Origin of the sequence: Tabrizicola sp., from assembly GCF_022842145.1 — a bacterium.
GTDB lineage: Bacteria > Pseudomonadota > Alphaproteobacteria > Rhodobacterales > Rhodobacteraceae > Tabrizicola.
The window spans coordinates 47,377-64,367 of the sequence record NZ_JALHQD010000011.1; the positions used below are offsets into that span (position 1 = coordinate 47,377).

14 protein-coding genes are annotated in these 16,991 nt (G+C 66.7%); 2 read left to right on the top strand and 12 right to left on the bottom strand.

The window, feature by feature from the left end; genetic code table 11:
- Window positions 1-290: 290 nt before the first annotated feature.
- The 4 genes from Q0C42_RS20020 to Q0C42_RS20035 form a co-directional block, all read right to left on the bottom strand.
- Entirely contained in the window at window positions 291-1,715 is a 1,425-nt protein-coding gene (locus Q0C42_RS20020; RefSeq protein ID WP_295080302.1) for a patatin-like phospholipase family protein, read from the bottom strand.
- A 16-nt stretch (window positions 1,716-1,731) separates the two neighbouring features.
- Window positions 1,732-3,027 carry a HAMP domain-containing sensor histidine kinase gene (locus Q0C42_RS20025; protein ID WP_295080305.1) on the bottom strand — a complete coding sequence of 432 codons (1,296 nt, stop codon included), beginning with the start codon at window positions 3,025-3,027 and terminating at the stop codon, window positions 1,732-1,734.
- A 62-nt stretch (window positions 3,028-3,089) separates the two neighbouring features.
- Window positions 3,090-3,794: a response regulator transcription factor gene (locus Q0C42_RS20030; protein ID WP_295080308.1), complete on the bottom strand. Its 705-nt coding sequence runs from the start codon at window positions 3,792-3,794 to the stop codon at window positions 3,090-3,092.
- Between the two features lie 11 nt (window positions 3,795-3,805).
- A complete protein-coding gene (locus Q0C42_RS20035; RefSeq protein ID WP_295080311.1) occupies window positions 3,806-5,119 on the bottom strand; it encodes a trypsin-like peptidase domain-containing protein in 1,314 nt (437 codons plus the stop codon).
- A 151-nt stretch (window positions 5,120-5,270) separates the two neighbouring features.
- Here Q0C42_RS20035 and Q0C42_RS20040 point away from each other — a divergent pair, with 151 nt between their 5' ends.
- Window positions 5,271-5,900, top strand: coding sequence for a hypothetical protein (locus Q0C42_RS20040; RefSeq protein ID WP_295080314.1), 630 nt, complete (start codon window positions 5,271-5,273; stop codon window positions 5,898-5,900).
- Window positions 5,900-7,951 (top strand): caspase family protein, encoded by a 2,052-nt coding sequence (locus tag Q0C42_RS20045; RefSeq protein WP_295080317.1) that lies wholly within the window; start codon window positions 5,900-5,902, stop codon window positions 7,949-7,951. Before Q0C42_RS20040 ends, Q0C42_RS20045 begins: the two co-directional genes overlap by 1 nt.
- A 79-nt stretch (window positions 7,952-8,030) precedes the next feature.
- On the opposite strand, the gene Q0C42_RS20050 is transcribed toward Q0C42_RS20045, so the two are convergent.
- From Q0C42_RS20050 to Q0C42_RS20085, 8 genes are all read right to left on the bottom strand, one after another.
- Window positions 8,031-9,221: an MFS transporter gene (locus Q0C42_RS20050; protein ID WP_295080320.1), complete on the bottom strand. Its 1,191-nt coding sequence runs from the start codon at window positions 9,219-9,221 to the stop codon at window positions 8,031-8,033.
- Between the two features lie 37 nt (window positions 9,222-9,258).
- The gene (locus Q0C42_RS20055; protein ID WP_295080323.1) at window positions 9,259-10,665 is read right to left on the bottom strand and encodes an FAD-binding oxidoreductase; all 1,407 of its coding nucleotides are present in this window, start codon (window positions 10,663-10,665) and stop codon (window positions 9,259-9,261) included.
- A 1-nt stretch (window position 10,666) separates the two neighbouring features.
- Complete coding sequence (locus Q0C42_RS20060; protein WP_295080325.1) at window positions 10,667-11,326, bottom strand: cupin domain-containing protein; 660 nt, start codon at window positions 11,324-11,326, stop codon at window positions 10,667-10,669.
- A gap of 73 nt (window positions 11,327-11,399) precedes the next feature.
- Complete coding sequence (locus Q0C42_RS20065; protein WP_295080327.1) at window positions 11,400-11,960, bottom strand: sarcosine oxidase subunit gamma; 561 nt, start codon at window positions 11,958-11,960, stop codon at window positions 11,400-11,402.
- A complete protein-coding gene (locus Q0C42_RS20070) occupies window positions 11,953-14,889 on the bottom strand; it encodes a sarcosine oxidase subunit alpha family protein (protein ID WP_295080328.1) in 2,937 nt (978 codons plus the stop codon). The genes Q0C42_RS20065 and Q0C42_RS20070 overlap by 8 nt, the downstream gene beginning before the upstream one ends.
- Window positions 14,886-15,170 carry a sarcosine oxidase subunit delta gene (locus tag Q0C42_RS20075; RefSeq protein WP_295080331.1) on the bottom strand — a complete coding sequence of 95 codons (285 nt, stop codon included), beginning with the start codon at window positions 15,168-15,170 and terminating at the stop codon, window positions 14,886-14,888. Before Q0C42_RS20075 ends, Q0C42_RS20070 begins: the two co-directional genes overlap by 4 nt.
- A gap of 13 nt (window positions 15,171-15,183) precedes the next feature.
- A complete protein-coding gene (locus Q0C42_RS20080) occupies window positions 15,184-16,434 on the bottom strand; it encodes a sarcosine oxidase subunit beta family protein (RefSeq protein ID WP_295080333.1) in 1,251 nt (416 codons plus the stop codon).
- 106 nt (window positions 16,435-16,540) lie between these two features.
- Window positions 16,541-16,663, bottom strand: coding sequence for a hypothetical protein (locus Q0C42_RS20085; RefSeq protein WP_295080336.1), 123 nt, complete (start codon window positions 16,661-16,663; stop codon window positions 16,541-16,543).
- Window positions 16,664-16,991: the final 328 nt, after the last annotated feature.

Sequence of the window (16,991 nt, forward strand, 5' to 3'; positions counted from 1 at the left end):
AAGCGGCTCGGGTGTGCCTCCGGCGGGGATATTTGGGCAAATGTGAAAGGCGGGCGGAGTCCGCGAAGGGCGTCTGTCGCGTCTGAAGGGACGACGCCGGGTCGCGTCAAGTGAGTTCAGCGGCGTGCCGCGATGCCGATCTGGATGCAGGTGTGGATGTCTCTGCCGGTTAGGAAAGCGCGGGTGGCGGGAATTGTCATCGGGGCAGTCGGTCGGACTCCACATCGCCTCAGGACGGGAGGAGTGGAGGCGCCTGGGACTGGCGTGGGTCTGGAAGGGCCTTGAGTTGATCAGTTCAGCGGCGTCACGCGGCGGCCGCCGGCGGCGATGCCGGTCTGGATGCGGGTGTCGACGTCGTTGCCCGCGAGCGAGGCGAGAAAACCGTTGAACTCGGGCGTCGCGCGGGTGGCTTGGCGGCCGGCTTCGATGACCATGTCGACCTGGTCGGTCGGCAGGTTCAGGCGGGTCGGGACGGCGTCGAGTCGGTCGCGCAGGGCGGTGGGGAGGGAGGCGAAGCTGGCTTCGCCGACGAAAAGCTTGACGTCCTTGCAGTCCCAGCCCTGGATCGTGCCACGCAGTTTTCGGACCTCGGGCAAAGGCAGGGCGCAGCGCCATTCGATCAGCTCGGCTTCCCACAGGCGCAATTCGCCACGCATGGAATCGTAGCCGGAGCGGGAAGCGGCGGACATGGCGGAGGTGGCGATGGACATCGCAAGGTTGACGCCACCCGGTCCGGCGACCTTCTGGGTCCAGTCGTAGTCCTTGTCGACGCCCGCATTGGCGACGAGGAACAGCATCCGCTTCAGCTTGACGGCTTCCTCGGCGGTCAGGGGGGCGTAGGGGACCTGGGCGCGGGCGCGTTCGACCGCCAGACCCGTCGTGCCAAAGTTGTCGGTGATGCCGCCATCGAGGAGTTTTACGAACTTCACCTCGTCCGGGTTGGTGTAGCTTTCCAGCGCCCGGGCATGGGCGCGCATGGCGGCGGTGGCTTCGGGGTTGTAGCGGGCGGCGGTCAGCCAGTCGGGTTCCCGGTAGGTGCATTTGCCCTGATGGGCTTCGAGGACGATGGGCGTGAAGACCAGGGGATAGGCGGCGGAGGCGGCGACGGCTTCGGACAGCTTGACCTTCGAGAGGTCGGAGCAGAGGGCGTCGAATGTCTCCGGGCTGAAGAGGAAGGGCGTGTTGTTCGCCATGTCGGTGGCGTTGATCCAGGTCTTGATCCGGGACCGGCGGAGGTCGGCGAAGGTGGCGCCGTGGAACAGGGTCTCGTCCAGCGTGCGGCCAAAGGTGTCGCGGCCGTTGACGCCCCCGGCGATGCCCTTGGCGATGGTCAGGGGATTCAGGCCCGAGGTGGTCATGTAGGCTTCGGCATTGGTGGTCAGGAACGCGTCACGGAAGCCGGTCATGCCTTGCGGACCGTTGAGGCCAATCTGGGCGGCCATGACGGAGCCACCCGAGACGCCGGAGACGAGGCGGACGTTATCCAGAAGGCCGTGCGGGGTCCCGGTTTCCGCGGCCCGCAGTTCTTGCAGCATCCCGTAGGCGAAAGCCGTGGCACGCATCCCGCCACCCGAGAAGGCGAGGCCGATGTAGAGGTCGTCGGCGGCTGCGCTGTCGGTGAGGGGGGCGTTCTCGCCTTGCAGGGGTTGGTTCTGCGGCGGATTCCACGGAGCGCAGCCGAAGAGGATGAGGAGAGGGAGGAGGGCGCGGCGCATCGAAGCTCCCGGAGGTTCAGTCCGATTGCTGCAGCCTTGGCCAGCGGATTTCAAGCGCGAAACCCTTTTCGCAGGGCGGAACGGTCAGCCTTGCGCCGTGGCGGGCGGCGATGGCGCGGACAAAGGCGAGGCCAAGGCCGTGGCCGGGGGTGGCGCGGTCACGCTCGGCACGGGTGAAGCGGTCGAAGGCCTCGGGCTTCAGGTCATCGGGCAGGCCGGGACCGGTGTCGGCGACGCGCATCAGGATGCGGTCGGTGTCAGGGGAAAGCGTCAGGGTCAGGTGGTCGCCGGGGGAGCAGTACTTGATGGCGTTGTCGAGAAGGTTCGACAGGACCTGCGCGATCAGGTTTCGGTCGCCGAGAATGTGGAGGCCGGGGGTGATGCGGGCTTCGGTCACGAGGCCCTTGTCCTCGGCCAATGCGTCGTAAAGGTCCCACACCTCGGCGGCGGTGGCGGAGAGGTCGACGGGGACAAGGCCGCCGCCGGTGCCTTGATCAGCCTCGGCCCGGCTGATGTCGAGCAGGCTGTCGAACATGCGGATCGCCTGGCGCATCTCGGCCTTGAGGTCGGCGGTGAGGTCGTCCTGGCCTTCTATGCGGGACAGCTTCTGGAGCATCCGGTTGAGCGGGGTGCGCAGCTCGTGGGCGATGGTGTCCGAAAGGCGGTGCGTGGCGCGGTTCAGGTTTTCGATGCGGTCCAGCATCGCGTGGACATGGGTTTCGAGGAGGCCGAACTCGTCGTCGGAGCGGGGGCCGGGGAGGCGGGCATCGAGTTGGCCCTCGGCAACGCGGTCGGCGAGGGTGTTGATGCGGTTGATCCGTTGCATGACGCTGCGGGCGGCGAGCCAGCCGACGAGGCTGCCCGCGAGCAGGAGGGCGCCGAGGAGGGCGAAGATGCCGCGTCTGAGGGCGGAAAGGGTGTCATCGACAGGCTGCAGGCTGCGGGCGACGAGAAGGGGGAAGCCACCCGGAAGCTCGCGCGCGACGGCGAGCCAGCGGGTTCGGTCTTCGGTGAATTCCACTACGCCCTGGCTGGTGAAGGTATCTCCGGCGGGGGCAAGCGGGGCGGGCCAATCCTTGCGGGTTCCGGCGAGGGCTGCGCCGTTGCGGTCCATCAGGAGGAGCATTTCGCCCTCCGTGGCGGCTGTGGCGCGGGTGTCGATGGCCTGGCGCAGCGCGATGATGCGGCGTTGGTCGTAAAGGGCGGCGAGGCCGTTCAGGTCGGCGGTCAGCAAGCTTTGCTGGGCGGCCATCAGGCGGGCTTCGACCAGCCGGTACTGGAGAACCATCGCACCGAGGGAAAGGAGCGTCACGGCCAACGCCATCAGGGCGGCAAGGCGCAGGGTGGCCCTTGCGGCGATTGGTCGGGTTGGCGTCACACCGTGGTTCCGATGGGGGGTGCCGGGACGGGGGCGAAGATGTAGCCCTCGCCTCTTGCGGTCTGGATCGCGGTGGTTCCGGCTTCCTCCAGCTTGCGGCGCAGGCGACCGACGTGGACATCGACGACGTTGGTGCCGGGGTCGAAGTGCAGGTTCCAGACGTTCTCCAGAAGCTGCATCCGGGTGACGACCTGGCCTGCGTTGCGGGCGAAGTAGGTGAGGAGGTCGAATTCCTTGGGGCTGGTCGGGACGTGGTTCCGCTTCACATGGACCGTCCGGGCCTTGAGGCGGATTTCAAGGTCGCCGAAGGCGAGGAGATCGTTGTCCAGGACCTGGATCGTGCCCCGGCGCAGCAGGGCACGGAGGCGGGCGCGAAGCTCTTCGGGCTCGAAGGGTTTGGGGAGGTAGTCGTCGGCGCCCTTTTCCAGCCCTTCGACGCGGTTGGCGGCGCGGCCGAGGGCGGAGAGGATCAGGATCATCGCGGTCGAGCCACCGGCGCGGATGCGGGCCATCGCGTCCACCCCGTCGCCGCCGGGGAGCATGCGGTCAAGGACGATGACCTTGTAGGGCTGGGTGGTGGCGGCCTCGATCCCGCTGGCCAGCGTGTCGCGGTGGTCGGTGGCACAGCCAAGCGCCTCGGCCTCATGCCGGACGGCGGCGGCGGTCTCGGGGTCGTCTTCGATGATCAGGATGCGGTCCATCTGGCGTCCATTCAAAACACGACCACGTCGGGGTCAAGAACATTCGCCCCGCCCACCGGCCGCACGCCTTCGGGGGCGTGCCAGGGGTCAAGGCGGATGTGGCGGGTCTGCCCGCCGGGGGCTTGCAGGAGGAGAAGCGCGGGGGCGGCGAGGATGAAGATGGCCAGGTCCTGCGGGGTGCCGTTGACGGCAAGGATGCGGTCGCCTTTCGCCAGCCCGGCAAGAAGCGCGGGGGAGTTGTCGGTGAGTTTGGTGACGGTGCCTTGCGGGTCCAGCGTTACTCCGAGAGCGGCGAAGGTGTAGGCGGTGACGGTGGCCGGGGCGCGGGCGATGTCGCGGGTGCGGAGCCCGCCGGGAACATCGGCGGTGAGGACGAGGGTGAGGGTTTGCGGCTGCCCGGCGCGGTGGATGGTGAGGTCCGCACGGCCCTTGGCGCTGGCGCGTTCGATGGCGAAGGCGAAGTCTCCGGGCTGGCGGAGGGGATTGCCTGCGGTGGCGGTGATGATGTCGCCGGGTTGCAGGCCTGCGGTTTCGGCAAGGCTGCCGGGGGCGACGGAGTCGATCAGCAGGCCCTGGGCTTTGGCGCCAAGCGTCTCGGCGATCTGGCGGTCGACGGGGCGGACGGTCAGGCCAAGCGTCGGGAAGGGTGGCAAGGTCTCATCGATGAGGCCCTGGACGATGCGCTGCAGCTCGGCGGTGGGGATGGCGTAGGCGATGCCGACGAACATGCGGCTGCCGTCGGCGATCCGGGAGTTCATGCCCAGAAGGCGGCCTTGGGCATCGACCAGCGGGCCGCCGGAGGAGCCGGGGTTCACGGCGGCATCATGTTGCAGCATGAGGATCGGGACGGCGATGTCGGTCTGCCGCGCTAGGGTGGAGATGCGCCCCTCGGTCAGGGTGAACTCCATGCCGAGGGGTGCGCCGAGGGCGAAGACTTCGTCGCCGAGTTCGGGGGCGATGGAGGCGAGTTGGAGGCCTTGGGCGGGGGTCGGCAGCGAGATCACGGCCACATCGCGGATCGGGTCGCGGGCTATGACGAGGGCGGTAAGGTCAAGACCGTGGCGGTCGATCAGTCGGATTTCCTCGGCGGTGCCGACCACGTGGGCGTTGGTGACGGCGACGGTCCCGTCGTGCCAGAGGAAGGCGGAGCCGAGGAACCTGTCTTCCGGATCGGCGGAGCGCACGGTGAAGACCTTGTCCATCGCGGCGTCGAGGGGCGAGGCGCTGGCCGGGCTGACCACCGCGACCAGCGCGAGCACCAGAAGCGCCGCCAATGCCTCGATGAACCTGAGCGGTCTTTGCCGCTTTTCCGACTGTGCCTGCATGGAGAAAACCCTTGTTCTGCCTTGATGCGGTCTTGCTAGCGGGGCGGGCGCTGTGCGGCACGTGACAAAGGCTGTCATCTGGAATTCCTGCATTTACAGGGCCGAAGCGGGGCCGCATGTTCGGTGCAACAAAAGCCCGACGAGTATTCCCATGCGCCATTTCCTTGCCGTCTGCCTGATCGGCCTTGCCCTTCCCGCCTCGGCCCCCGCACTGGCCGATGTGCCGTCACCCGTGAAGGTGGCCGAGCTTTCCGCCCGGCTTTATGCAGCGGGGATGCAGGCGGGCGATCCGCTGCTGGTGCTGGCGGCGGCGAAGCTGCGCAAGGGGCTGGCCCCGGTCGCGGGGGATCGGGAGGCGGTGGGGGGCACAGCCGGTCAGGGGGCCCCGCTGTCGTGGGAGGAGATGCTCGCCTCGGCAGCTGCGCTGGCGGGGGACGATCAGGTGGTGCTGGGGTTGATCGAGGACGCGCGGGTCGAGACGACAAAGGGCGTTGCCGCGGGGCCGGTCTACAACATCGGCAGTCTGGGCAACGGCAAGGGCGACACCTATCCGCCGATCGAGTTCCGGGGTGGGGAATATGCCGAGGTCTATGTTGAGGCGAAGGCGGCCACCAACCTGAACCTCGGCGTCTATGACGACCAAGGGCGGCTGGTCTGTTCGGACACGGACATCAGCCACATCGCCTATTGTGGCTGGACCCCGGCCAACGCGGGGAGTTTCACGCTGAAGGTGGACAACAAGGGCCCGGTGGGGGCCGAGTACGCCTTGATGACAAACTGATGAAAGCTTTTTTCACATCGGCCCTGCTTTTGACCGCCCTTCCCGCCGTGGCGCGCGAGAACTATGCGCTGCTGATCGGCGCCAACCAGTATCCGAACCTGGAGGAGCGGTGGTGGCTGAAGGGCCCGGCCAATGATGTGCAACTGGTGGCGCAGTATCTGACCACCGAGGCCCCGGTCCCCTTTGCATCCGAGAACGTGACGGTGCTGTCGGATGGAGTGGCCGGCTCGACGCCACCGACGCTGGGGGCGATCCGAGGGGCCTTTGCCGACCTGACGGCGGAGGTGCAGCCGGGGGACTTCGTCTACCTGCATTTCTCGGGGCACGGGACGCAGGCACCGGCGCTGGACCCCGCAACGGAACTGGACGGACTGGACGAGTTGTTCCTGCCGGTGGACATCGGGCCGTGGTCGGACCAGGTGGGCGCGGTGGAAAACGCGCTGGTCGACGACGAGATCGGCGCGCTGATCGACGGGCTGCGCGCCAAGGGTGCGAATGTCTGGGCGGTGTTCGACAGCTGCCATTCGGGGACAGCGACCCGGGCCGTGACAAGTGCCGAGGACGATGTCCGGGTTCGGCAACTGCCGCCCGAGGCGCTGGGAATCGATGTGGATGCGGTAGAGGTCAGCCGGTCGGTGGACCCCAGGGCCACCGAGGCCCCGTTCGATGGCGGCGCGGGCGAAGGGTCCTTCGTCGCCTTCTTCGCAGCCCAGACCAACGAGGTGACGCCGGAGAAGAACCTGCCCAGGGGCAAGCCGGGGCGGAAGCCGCAAGGCGTGTTCACCTGGACGCTGATGGAGACGCTGGCAGAGTACCCGAACGCGACGTACGGGCAGTTGGGACAGGAGGTGCTGCGGCGCTATGCGGTGAAGAACCTCGCGAAATCGACACCCCTGTTCGAAGGCGATCTGGATCAGGTGGTCTTTGGTGGCGAGGGCGGTGCGCGGGTGTCGCAGTGGCAGGCCGAGGTGACGGACGCCGGTTTCACGATCCCGGCGGGGACGCTGCACGGACTGTCGGAAGGTGCGGTGCTGGCGGTGATGGGGTCGGCAGCCGCATCGGATGCCGAGGCGCTGGGGTTCGTCGAACTGACGTCGGTGGAGACCTTTTCCTCGACGGCACGGGGGGTCGAGAAGGACGGGAAGGTCCTGCCCGCCGAACTGCCGAAGGGCATCACGCTGCGCAAGCTGGACGCGGCGCTGGACTTCACGCTGACGGTGGCGCTGCCCAGGGCGGGAAGCGGGCCGGCGGATGCCTTGCTGTCGGTTCTGGCAGAGTTGCAGGCGGCGGCGGGCGCCCGGCTAAGCTTCGTCGCGCCGGACAAGGAGGCGGACCTGCGGCTGGCAGTGCTGCCGGACAGTCCGCGACCGGATGCGATCTGGGTGCTGCCCGCGACCGGATTGGCGGAGGACTTGGGGACCACGCCTTCGGTTTCCACGGGCGACAAGGACGGGGCGGACCTGGCGGCGGTGCTGGCCGATACGCTGGTGACGATGGCGCGGGCGCAGAACCTGCTGAAGCTGGCGGGCGCGGTGGGCGCGTCAAACCCGGACGTCGCCGTGGAACTTCTGACCCGCACGCCGGAAGACCGGACGCTTCGCCCCCTGCCCTTCGCCCCGGTACCGACCCTGGTGCCGGAGGACGAGGTGCATGTGCTGGCGAAGAACAACGGCGACGGGCCGGTCGATGTGAACGTGCTTTATATCGGGGCGGACTGGTCGGTCAGCCATTGGTTCTCGGGCCGCTTGCAGCCGGGGGACGAGTTGCGGAAGGGCCTGTTCAAGATCAGTGCCGATGTGCTGGGACACGAGCGGATGCTGGTCGTCGTGACACCCGCCAAGCCGCAAAGCCCGGTCGAGGATCTGAGCTACCTAGCGCAGGACGCGCTGGAGACGACGCGGGCGGTGGGCGGGACGGCTTTCGGTGCGGCACTGGCTGAGGCGGGGTTCGGGCAGACGACGCGGGGAGCGATAGCCCTGACGGATGATTCCGGTGGGGGGGCGGGGGCCGCGATCCTGACGCTGGAGCTGCGGACGGTGGCGGCGGAGTGAGGCTGTCAAGCCGCTGATTTCACGGCATTGCTGCGCAGCATTCCTTGCAGCATTGCCGCGCCTTTCTGCGCAGAAAACGTCAGCGACGGTCAGCGGCCCAAAGCGCGGCGGCTCCGACCAGCGAGACCGCGACCCCCAGCACCGCAACGGTGCCGTAGCCCGCAAAGGTGGTTCCAAGCACAAAGCAGATGGCGGCGATCACATCCCCCGCAAGGCGCTGCACGGCCATGAGCGAGGCCCCTGCCCCGGGACGGTCGGCCAGAAGGTCCTGCAGGTAGGCGATGGGAACGGTCAGGGTCACGGCCCCCCCGATAGCGGCGGGTATGACCAGAAGCCAGACCAGGGGTGAGCCCGCCAGCACTGGCAGCAGGGCGACGTGGATACCGTAAAGCGCCGCCCCGATGAAGATCAGGGGCGTGCGGGGGACCCCACGGGTGAGGTTGGGAAGGAGCAGCATGAACGGCACCTCCAGCCCCGCGACAAGGCCGACGTAAAGCGCCACATCCGCCGTGCCCCGCCCGACGTCTGCGATCATGACCAGCGACACGATTGCCATGTAGACGGTCGAGGCCCCGGTCACCGCACCCAAAGCGACGACGCGGGCGGCGATCGGCAGGCGGCCCATTTCGGCGAGGGCGGCGCGGAAGCTAAGGCCGCTGGGACGGTCGACCCAGAGGGTGCTGCCATCGGCAGGCCAGAGCCGCAGGACGGCGACAAGCATCCCCGCTGCCAGGATGAGTGCGACCGGGAAGATCAGCGTGACCTCGCCTCCGGCTGCGAAGACCAGTGACCAGAGCGGCAGGACGATGACGAAGGGCGCGGCAAACAGCGCGCGGATCACCGCCATGATCCCATCGCGCTGGTCCGGCGGGTAGCGCGTCGCGGCAAGCCGCGCCAGGGCGAAGACCTGGCCGAAGGTGATGCTGCTGATCGGGATCAACAGGGCTGCCGCAAGGGCGAAGATCCAGCGGCCCGGCGTGACCGCCATCAGAAGGGTGCCAAGAACCAGCGACAGCACGGCCATCAGCGTCACCTTCCGGCGGTTCGCGGTCTGGTCGGCGCGGATGCCCCCGATCACCGAGGCCGCGACCGAGACCAGCGAGGACAGCGCAAGGAGGATGGCATACCCTTGGTCACCGAAGCCGAAGGTGTTAACCGCCAGGGTCGAGAAATATGGCCCGAACGAGCAGACGACCGCACCCTGCAGGGCGATGACCAGGCCCGCGGCGCGCAGGGCCGGGTCGGTGAGGCAGAGACGGATGGCGGACATGGCGCATGGCTATCCCTTGGGGCCGGGGGCCGCAAGGTCAGCCTGGGATCACCTTGCCCGGGTTCATGAGGTTCTGCGGGTCCAGCGCCTGTTTGACCGCGCGCATCACGTCCAGCGCCACCGGGTCCTTGCGCCGGGACATCGACGGCAGCTTCGACAGCCCCACGCCATGTTCCGCCGAGAAGCTGCCACCAACGTCGGCGACGACATCCTCGATCGCCTCCAGCACCTTGTCTTTCAGGCCTTTGTCGTCGCGCGTCGGGTAGGCCGTGAAGTGCAGGTTGCCGTCGCCAAGGTGGGCCACGGTGATGGTGCGCGCCCCGGGATCAAGCGCCTCCAGCTGGTCGATGGCCCGCTTCAGGAAGGTCTCGACCTTGTCGAGCGGCAGGCAGACGTCGGTGTCGACCTCGGGGTGAAGCCCGACGCCGATCTCGGCCGCCGCCTCGCGCCGCGCCCACATCGCGCGGCGCTGCTGTTCGCTGCGTGCAAGGATCGCGTCGGTGACAAGGCCCGTGTCCATCATCTCGGCCAGGATGGTTTCCAGGGTGGTGACAAGGGGAATGTCGCCGTTGGCGTCCGGGCTGGCCTCGGTCGGGACGGTCGTGGCGGCCTCGATCAGGATGGTGACGTCCGGGATGTGGTCGAAGGGCAGGCCAAGGTCGGGGCGGGCTTCCTTCAGGCGTTCGGAGTAGGTACGGGGCATGAACTCGAAGGCTTCGACCCGGTTGCCGGTGGCCTCCTGCATGCGGTTGAGGAGCGTCAGCGCATCGGTCAGCGAACGGACGGCGACGGTGGCAGTGGCGTGGGCCTTGGGCGCCGGCACCAGTTTCATCACGGCGGCAGTGATGATGCCCAAGGTGCCCTCGGCACCTATGAAAAGATTTTTCAGGTCGTAGCCAGAGTTGTCCTTGTGAAGCTCGGACATCAGGTTCAGCACCCGCCCATCGGCCAGCACGACCTCCAGCCCCAGGCAAAGCCCGCGGGTCGAGCCATAGCGCAGGACGTTGGACCCGCCCGCGTTGGTGGACAGGACCCCGCCCAGCATGGCGGAGCCACGGGCACCGAACCAGAGCGGGAAGTAAAGTCCATCCTTTTCAGCGGCTTCGTGCAGGCGGCTGAGGATGACGCCGGCCTCGGCGATGACCAGTTTTGCGTCGGGCTTGAGCTGACGGATGCGGCTCATCCGTTCCAGGGTCAGCAGCAGCCCGCCCCGTGTCATGGTGCCCCCGACCAGACCGGTATTGCCCGAGACCGGAACGACGGGCACGCCATGCTGCGCAGCAATTTTGGCGACAGCGGAGACTTCTGCGGTCGAACCGGGCCGTACGACGGCGACTGGCTGGCCTTCATAACGGCCCATCCAGTCGCGCGCATAACGCGTCATGTCCGACCCGGTCAGGACATGCGCGGTGCCGACGACAGCAGCAAGGTCATCGGTCAGCATTTCAGCCCTGCGGGTAGGCGATCACGGACAGGTAGCGGGCGGGCAGTTTGACCAGCGTCTCGGGACCATGCGGGGAGTCGGCGTCAAAGAACAGGCTGTCGCCGGGTTTCAGCGGATAGACCTGGTCTCCGTGGCGGTAGTCGACCTCGCCCTCCAGCATGTAGAGAAGCTCCAGCCCTTCGTGCTGGAAGGCGGGGAAGGTGTCGCTCTCGGTCGTGAGGGTGATGATGTAGGGCTCGACCACCACGCCGGAATTGTTCGATCCGATATGGCCCAGCAGGTTGTACTGATGCCCGGCGCGGGTGCCGCGGCGCTCGATTTCGACGTGCTGGCCCGCCTTCACGTGCTGGGCTTCGCGGCGTTCCTCGTAGCTGCGGAAGAAGGCGGTGACCGGGACAGAGAAGGCGTGGCTCAGGACCTGAAGCGTGGTCAGCGAAGGCGAGGTGTTGCCGTTCTCGATTTTCGACAGCATCCCGATCGACAGGCCGGTGACGTTGGCCAGATCGGCAACGGTCATCCCCTGCTGACGACGAAAGTTCCGCACCTCGCGCCCGATGGCGGCTTCAAGGTTGCGCTCGGTGATTTCGCGCAGGCGGTGCGGATCCTGATCGAAGGCAGGTTTGCCGCGCGGAAGAACAGAATTGGCTGAGCCATCGGACATGCACAACTATCCCGGGGTGAACCACTATCAGTGATTTCACTACCGGGAAACACGCTGTCAGGCAAGCCTGACGCTATAAGGCCGAGTGGGCCGCCGTCTCCAGCGCGTGAAGCAGGCTTTCGGCGCTGGAGCGCGGGCCGTAAAGGCGCGCCTCTTTGGGACCATGTTTGATGAGGTAGACACCAAGGTGTTCCATCATCGTGCGGGTGGCATGGCCGTCCGGGACATGACGGAAATCGACGTTGCAGAGCCGTTCCAGGACCGGAGACAGATCGGGCGCGGCAAGGTCGAAGGCGACCCAGGCGTCGGTCTGTTCGGTGATGCTGGCCGCGTCGCCGAGCGCGGCTTTCAGCATCTCGGCGATCAGTTCGTGCGTGGCGAAGGGCGCCTCGACGAACCACATCTCGGGCGCGGTCCAGAAGGCGCTGTAGGGCGTGCCGCGCTGATGCGTCGCGGGGCCGGGCAGCGGGGTGCCCGCTGCCTGTGCGGCTTGCGCCAGGTCTGCCATCCGGCCCTTGCGGGCGGCGACCGACGCGAGGGCGACGTCGGTGCGTTCGGTAATCGTCAGCGGGCCGTGGGTGACGGTCGTCGGTTCCCGCCGTCCAAGCGCAGTCATTGCCATGAGACTAGCCACGGAGACGCTCTCCTTCCGGGTCGAACATGTGGGGCGAGATGATCTCGACCTCGGTATCCAGGCCCGCGAGCAGGTTCACGATCCGCATCCGCTGGCCGATCTTGGTGTCGCCGGCTTTCAGGTAGCCAAGCGCGATGTCGCAGCCGAGGTGCGGCGAGTAGACCTTGGAGGTCAGCCAGCCGCCATCGTTCGCCGCGACCGCAGCAGCACCCTTTTCCAGGAAGTGGCTGCCCGCGGTGAGTTTGGCCTGCGGGTCGACGGGTTTCACGCCGACAAGGCGGTAGCCGTTTTCGGCGGTCATGCCTTCGCGCTGGCTGAGGACCATGCCGATGGAGTCCTTCTTCTTCGACACCATCTTGCCAAGGCCCATGTTCAGCGCGGTGGACTGGCCGTTGAGTTCACCCCCCGCAACGTGGCCCTTTTCGATCCGCATCACGCCCAGGGCTTCGGTGCCATAGACGATCGGATCGAACTCCGCCCCCTTGGCCAGCATCTCGCGCAGGAGGGCGTCGCCATAGCGGGTGGGGACGGCGATTTCATAGGCGAGTTCGCCGGAGAAGCTGATCCGGAAGAGCCGCGCGCGAAGGCCGCCGACGGTGATGTTGCCCGCGCCCATGTAGGGGAAGGCGGCGTCGCTGATGTCCTGGTCGACGATTTTCGCCAGCAGGTTCCGCGCGTTGGGACCGGCGGCCGAGAACTGCGCCCAGGCTTCGGTGGTGGAGATAAGCTGGACGTCCATATCCGGCCAAAGGACCTGGCGGCAGTATTCGAGGTGCCGGAACACCGTCACGGCGTTGGCCGTGGTGGTGGTCATGACGTACTCGCTGGGACTCATGCGGGCGGTGGTGCCGTCGTCGAAGACGATTCCGTCTTCACGCAGCATCAACCCGTAGCGGCACTTGCCGACGGCCAGGGTGGAGAAGGTGTTGGCGTAGACGCGGTCGAGGAAGGCGCCCGCGTCGGTGCCCTGGATGTCGATTTTGCCGAGGGTTGTCACGTCGCAGATGCCGACGGACTTGCGTGTCGCCAGAACCTCGCGGTCGACGGACTGGCGCCATTCGGTTTCGCCCGCCTTCGGGACCCACTGGGTGCGCAGCCAGTTGCCGACTTCGACAAAGATCGCGCCCTGTTCCTTGGCCCAATGGTGGCTGGGGGTGAGGCGGAAAGGTTTGAATTCGCGGCCACGCGACCGGCCCGCCAGCGTGCCCATCGCAACGGGAGTGTAAGGCGGGCGGTAGATCGTGGTGCCGGTTTCCGGGATCGAACGGCCGGTGAGTTCGGCCATGACAGCAAGGCCGATGACGTTCGAGGTCTTGCCCTGATCGGTCGCCATGCCCAGCGTGGTGTAGCGCTTCAGATGCTCGACGGAGGTGAAGTTCTCCTGCTTGGCGAGCTTGATGTCCTTGACGGTGACGTCGTTCTGCTGGTCGATCCAGGCGCGACCCTTGCCGTGGGCGACATGCCAGAGCGGAGTGATCCGGACCGGCGCATCCTCGGCTTGCGGCAGGTCCGGGCCGTTCGTCAGGTCACAGGCGGCAATCGCGGCGTCCCGGCCGGTCTTGAGGGCGGCGTGGGTGGACATCTGGCCTGCGGCGGCTCCGGCGACCAGAAGGCCGGGCGGGCCGTCCTTGCCGGGAATGAAGGCGGCAATGGCGGGATCGTAGACCGGGCGCGAGCGGTGATGTGAGTGGATGTTCACATTCGGGTTCCAGCCGCCCGACACACCAAGTGCATCGACGGCGAAGGTTTCCGAACGGCCGTTCGCTTGGCGCACGGAAATGGACTTCAGGCCCAGGTTTCCGGCGGTGTCGATCACCTCGGCCCCTTGCAGGTGGCGGATGCCGGGAAGCAGATCGCCCCCCTCGCGGCTGTCGATCACTGCGACGACGTCGACGCCTATGGCCTGCAGATCCAGGGCGGTGCGCAAGCCGTCGTCATTGTTGGTGAAGACCGCGACACGCTCGCCCACCTTGACGCCCCAGCGGTTGGCATAGGCCCGCAGCGCCCCAGCCATCATGATGCCTGGGCGGTCGTTGTTTTCAAAGGCGACGGGTCGTTCGGTGGCGCCTCCTGCCAGGATCGCCTTTCCGCTGTAGATGCGCCAGAGGATCTGCCGGGGCTTGCCATCGGTAGGGGTGGCAAGGTGGTCGGAGACCCGTTCCACCGCACTGTAGATGCCGTGATCGAAGGCGCCGACGACCGTGGTGCGGGTCATCAGGCGGAGGTTGGGCATGGAGGACAATTCGGCGACGACGCCCGCCGCCCAGTCCGCGCCCTGTAGGTCGCCGACCGCATAAGTCTCGGCATTGAGCCGCCCGCCCATGCGAAAATCCTCGTCGGCGAGGATCACCCGCTTGCCCGCCCGACCGGCGGTCAGGGCGGCCATCAGGCCGGTGGGACCGGCCCCGATGACGAGGAGGTCACAGTGCAGGAAGCCTTTGTCGTAGTTGTCGGGGTCCTCTTCGCGCGTGACCGAGCCAAGGCCCGCCGCACGACGGATGATCGGCTCATAAAGCTTTTCCCAGAAGGACTTGGGCCACATGAAGGTCTTGTAGTAGAACCCCGCCGCGAAGAAGGTGGAAAGCTTGTCGTTGATCCCCATCGCGTCGAAACGCAAGGAGGGCCAGCGGTTCTGGCTGTTCGCCGTCAGGCCATCGAACAGCTCGGCCACCGTGGCGCGGGTGTTGGGTTCCTGCCGCCCGCCGCTGCGCAGTTCGACCAGCGCGTTCGGCTCCTCGGACCCGGCAGAGATCGGCCCGCGGGGGCGGTGATACTTGAAGCTGCGGCCCATCAGCTTGACGCCGTTCGCCAGAAGCGCCGAGGCCAGCGTGTCGCCGGGATGGCCCTGGTACGGGATGCCGTCGAAGGTAAAGCGGAGCGTCTTGGTGCGGTCGATCTGGCCGCCGGTGATCCGATTTGATTGGGTCATTTGCTGCGTCCCCGGCTGCGGGCCACATCGCGGGCGAGTTCGACCTTGGTGATCTCGTGCGTCACGGTATTGCGGGTGATCACCAGCCAGGAGCGGTCTCCCTGTTCGTGGTACCACAGCTCCTGGTGCTCACCCGCCGGGTTGGTCCGCTGATAAAGATATTCGTGGAAGACCTCGACCCCAGCGGTCATGCCGTCGGGGCGGTCGATCAGATTGGCATCGCCGAGATAGACGAATTCCTGCGCGTCACGGGGGCCGAGGATCGGATGGTGAATGATCATTCGCGAATTTCCGTCAATGCAGGTTCGGCTGGGCGCCCTGGCCCTTTTCGTCGATCATCAGTCCCTTGTGGAACCGGTCGAAACGGTAGGCCGTGGCGGTCTTATGGGGTTCATCCTTGGCCAAGAGGTGCGCGAAGGCCCAGCCCGAGGCCGGGGTGGCCTTGAAGCCGCCGTAGCACCAGCCGCCGTTGAAATACAGGCCCTCGACATGGGTCTTGTCGATGATGGGCGAGCCGTCCATCGACATGTCCATGATCCCGCCCCAGCTGCGCAGCAGGCGGACACGGCCGATGGCGGGCATCAGCGCCATACCGCCCTCGGCAACGTCCTCGATCACCGGCAGGTTGCCGCGTTGGGCGTAGGAGTTGTAGCCGTCGATGTCGCCGCCGAAGACTAGGCCGCCCTTGTCGGACTGGCTGACGTAGAAGTGGCCAGCGCCGAAGGTCATCACGCCGTCGATCAGGGGTTTCAGGCCCTCGGAGACGAAGGCTTGCAGCACGTGGGATTCAATGGGCAGGCGCATTCCGGCATGGGCCATGACCTTCGAGGACGATCCCGCCACCGCCACGCCGACCTTCTTCGCGCCGATGAAGCCCCGCGTCGTTTCGACCCCCCGGATGCGGCCGTTCTCGATCCGCATGCCGGTGACTTCGCAGTTCTGGATCAGATCGACCCCGCGCCGGTCGGCGCCCCGCGCATAGCCCCAGGCCACCGCGTCATGCCGCACCGTGCCGCCGCGCGGCTGCATCAGGGCGCCCTTGATCGGGAAGCGGGCGTTGTCGAAGTTCAGCCAGGGGTACATCTGGCGGACGTCTTCACGCGACAAAAGCCGCGCATCCGCGCCGTGCATCATCATCGCATTGCCGCGCCGGGTGGCCGCGTCGCGCTGCGCGTCGGTGTGGATCAGGTTGATGATCCCGCGCTGGCTTACCATGGCGTTGTAGTTGAAGTCCTGCTCCAGCCCCTCCCAGAGCTTCAGCGAGAATTCGTAGAACGGTTCGTTTCCGTCCAGAAGGTAGTTCGACCTGATGATCGTGGTGTTGCGGCCCACGTTACCGCCGCCGAGGTAGCCTTTTTCCAGCACCGCGATGCGGGCCTGGCCGAATTCCTTGGCAAGGTAATAGGCCGTGGCAAGCCCGTGGCCGCCACCGCCGATGATGATGTAGTCGTATTCGGCTTGGGGTGTGGGGTCGCGCCAGACGGGTTTCCAGCCTTTATGGCCGGTCAGTGCCTCGGCGATCACGCGAAATCCGGAATAGCGCACGTCGGTTCTCCTGCTTCCCACGGTTCTAGGCCCGTCGGGTCACAGGAAGCCATCGCTTTTCGCCACCTCCACCGCCGTTTTCGCCACGGCGCGTGATCGTGAGGGGTCAGGGGGCGACGGCAGCCTCAACCGCGGCGAAGGGCGACCAGCCGACGGGGATAGCGGAGACTTGCTCCTGCGCCCAAGCAAACAGGACAAGGATCGTGGTGGTGGAGAGAAGCAACTGCATGGCGGACCTCGGGACGGTGTGTTCACGTCCTGTTCTGCCTGATTCTGCCTACCAACCAGTTAACCATGCGCCCGCGTCGGACTTTACAATTTGGTAGGGAATGCCCATCATCCTTCGCATTCGGTAGTGACTATCTTTCAGGGTCCTCACCTTGAAAACGACCCGGCGAAGGTGCAACTCCGCCGGGTCTCCTTCATTTCAGGGTCAGGCCCAGATCAGAAGGCGGATGATGCCGATCAACAGCGTTGCCGCCGCGATCCACACCATCCACTTTCGATAGTGCTATTCCTCCAGTTTCCTCACCTCCGTTCACCGCAAGGGTTTGCGG